Source organism: Stagnihabitans sp. (assembly GCF_964946895.1).
This window is the reverse complement of sequence record NZ_CBBQHX010000091.1, coordinates 1-3,582: the sequence shown is the minus strand read 5'-3', so window position 1 is coordinate 3,582 and position 3,582 is coordinate 1. Positions and strand designations below refer to the sequence as shown.

Annotated in this window: 1 protein-coding gene and 1 pseudogene; one reads left to right on the top strand and one right to left on the bottom strand. The window is 60.4% G+C overall.

Translation table 11 applies throughout. The annotated features are described in order from the left end of the window. The coding region (locus tag AC1Y2B_RS23360) for a DUF4915 domain-containing protein (RefSeq protein WP_482255520.1) at window positions 1–492 on the bottom strand (492 nt) is incomplete at its 3' end. 577 nt (window positions 493–1,069) lie between these two features. Between AC1Y2B_RS23360 and AC1Y2B_RS23355 the strand changes: the two are divergent. Next, window positions 1,070–3,582: pseudogene (locus tag AC1Y2B_RS23355) on the top strand (hypothetical protein); the annotation flags it as partial.

Below are 3,582 nucleotides of genomic sequence, written 5' to 3'. Positions count from 1 at the left end.
GCAGCAATCCTCTGGCGCCAACTTTCGGATGAACGGCGGCTGCCACAGGGGGCGAAAGCTGTGACCTTCGGCCGTTGTGGCAAGGCAGTTGAACAAGGTGTTGGCAAAGACCGGCTGACCCTGCGCGTCCAGGCCCACTTCATGGATGTCGATGTCGCCGGTGATCCAGGTCTGGTGCGGGGCGTAGAGGGCGTCCGTGTCCCCATCGACGGACCCGGCCGGAAGAAGATTGTCGAAACGGTAAAGCTGGATTTCCGTCGCAAGATATAGCGACCGGGCATCCTGCGACACCGCAAGGCCCATGCAGCGCGGGAACGAGCGTTCGAAGACGGCCAGCGATCCATCGGGCTTGGCCCCGAGGAAGAACACCTTGCCACCCTGATAGGTCGTGAACGCCAGCGACCCGCCCACCACTGACAACCAAGACATGAACCCGCGTGACGTGGTCAGCGCGAAGGCGGGCGTTTGGTCGGCAGGGACTTCGGCTGTCATGGTGCGCTTTCCGGAAGGGTGTATTTTGCACTACGCCTGCACGAATTAAGTTGTCAATCTTTGCCTTGCATTGAATTGGACGAATGGCGCGGCACCCAAGGAAAAGACAGGGTTTTGCGAAAGTTAATATTTTTCAATCTAAAGTTTTTTGGGTCAGATTGTTGGGCATTTCCTGCCTTTTCGCTGAAAAGATTGCTGGGGCAGGACACCGGATGTCCCCTAAATTATAAGCGAGCTGGCACGGTACCCGGCGGATAAAGTGATGTATTTCAATGCATTGAAATTGGCAAGCCTTGCCTCGAAATAACCGCCAGCGGCAAAAGCGTTCGCATAAGACGCATTTCTGCTTGCACCACCTTCAGCCCGGCCTGATCGTGGTGCCGCTTGCCTGCGCGCCAGCCGGCACGTTGGGGTGAAAGAACAGAGGCTTTGGTTTTGCAACCTTATTGTAAGGGGTGCGGGACCGGTAACGGCAGGTCCGTGACAGGATCGTAGATGAAACAGGGCCAGGGGTGCGGCCAAGCGGCTTTATGACGCTGCGGTGCACCCATCGGCGCGCAAGGCACAAGAGGCGTGGATGACGTATCAACTGGGTAACCTGACTCCGGATCAAGGCTTCACCATCTTCGGGGCTGGTGAGTCGAACTATGCGGGCCGCAGCGTGCACGCGGCCGGGGATGTGAACGGCGACGGCATTGCTGACATGATCGTTGGCGCCACGGACTCGGCCTATGTCATCTATGGCACGACCTCGGCCACGCGTCCGGACGTCGATCTTGCCAATCTCAGCCCATCAGACGGCTTCAAGATCACCGGCCCGACGGTCTCCTCTTTCTTGGGATCTTTCTTCGGATCCAGCGTCTCGGCGGCTGGGGATGTCAACGGCGACGGCTTCGCTGACGTGATTGTCGGCGCCCCGTTCATGGACAATCCCAACGGCCGTTTTGCCGGCAGTGCCTATGTGGTGTTCGGCGCGGCGTCTCAGCCGGCGGGTGGCGTCGATGTCAACACGATGACCGCTTCGCAAGGTGTCCGTATTGACGGGACTTCGATCGCCTCAATGTTGGGAACGAGCGTGTCGAACGCAGGCGACCTGAATCTTGATGGTTACGACGACCTGATCATCGGCGCACCCGCTTTCGCTAGCGGAGTGGGCGCAGCCTGGGTGATTTCTGGTCAGGCCTTGGCGACGGCGGTGAATGGCATCCTGGACCTGAAGTTAGTGACCCTGGGTCAGGCAAGCGAGATCACATCAGAATCATTTAGCGGCAACATTGGTCGAAGCGTGGCGGGGGGAGGCGATGCCAACCATGATGGCGTCCCCGACCTCCTGATCGGCATGCCGGCTTATGGCCTGATTGCGCATGGGGCCGGCGGTGCGATGCTGATTACCGGAGCCGACGCCGCTTCTGTCGAAGTGACCATCGAGGGTGGGGATGTTACCGGATCGGCGCTTCTGGCATCGATCCGAGATGAACAGGTGGGGCTGAGCGTCGCCTTTGCCGGGGATATCAATGGCGATGGCATTGATGACGTGATTGTAAGCAGCCGAGACTCTTCTGCTTTCGGGTCCGGGTCCGGGCTGAGCTACGTGATTTATGGCAAGTCGGGAATTGAAAATGCTCCTAATTTGGACCTCTCCGCCAGCCTTGATCCGGCCATGGGATTCGCCATTACCGGAGGGCAGAATTCTGCCCGATCCGGCTACAGTGTGTCGGCGGCGGGCGATTTCAACGGCGACGGCATTGGTGACCTTTTGGTTGGCGCTGTTGGCGTCAATGGACAAACGGGCGCGGCCTACATCGTCTTTGGCGTTGCGGGGACGACGCGGGGCCTCCTCGATCTGAGCCAACTGACGGCGGATCAGGGCATTGTCCTGACAGGGCACGGATCCGGCGACGAAGCAGGCTTCAGTGTGTCGGCATTGGGAGATGTGAACGGCGACGGTTTCGCCGATGTGATCGTTGGCGCGCTTTACAACAGCTTCGATATCAACGGGAATCGTGGCTCTGCAGGTAGCGGCTATGGCATCGGCGCAGCTTATGTGGTGTACGGCTACGGACCCCCGCCGCCAAGTTTCGACACGATCACCGGGACGCCCTTTGCGGACAGCCTGATGGGGACGCAAGGCGGGGATGTGATCAACGCTTTGGCCGGGGATGATACGCTGGATGGCGGCGGCGGCGCTGACATCCTGTCTGGCGGTGCCGGAGACGACCTTTACGTCATCAACAGCATCGGCGCCGTTGTGGTTGAACTTGCGGGGGAAGGCACCGACGAAGTCATCTCAGGGCTCACTTACACCTTGGGGGACAATGTCGAAAACCTGTCCCTGCAAGGATCGGACTCGCTTGACGGCACCGGGAACGAACTGGACAACCGCCTGGGCGGCAATGCCGGGGACAACGTTTTGTCCGGGCTTGCCGGCAGCGATACGCTGAACGGCGGCGGTGGCAATGACACGCTGGATGGCGGTGCCGGCAATGACACGATCAACGGTGGCGATGGTGTGGACTATGCCGTCTATGCCGCAAATCGGGCGGATGTGACGGTGACCTACAACGCAGGCCTCGACACGTTCACGGTGATTTCTGCCGGCAGCGGGACGGACACGGTCTCGAATGTCGAGACTTTCCGGTTCCTGAATGGCGATGTCAGTGCGGACTCGCTCAAGGTCGCCCTGCTGGACGGCAACAACAACACCTGGACAGGCACCAGCGCGGACGACCACGTCGATGGTCTGGCCGGGAATGACACGCTGTCTGGGCTTGAGGGCAATGACACGTTGGAGGGCGGGGATGGCAATGACAGCCTTTCGGGGGGGGCTGGCAATGACAGTCTCGATGGCGGGGCGGGCAATGACACTTTGCTGTTCGGGGCGGGCGACGATACGGTTCATGGCGGGGATGGCAACGATTTCATCGACGATGTGGCCGGCGGTGCGCTGGCGGGGGCCAATCTGATTGATGGCGGTGCCGGCAATGACACCGTCTGGGCGGGCAGCGGCAACGACGTGCTGTGGGGCAATGATGGCGCCGACCGGCTTTATGGCGAGGCCGGGTCGGATGCGCTGTTTGGCGGTGACGGCGC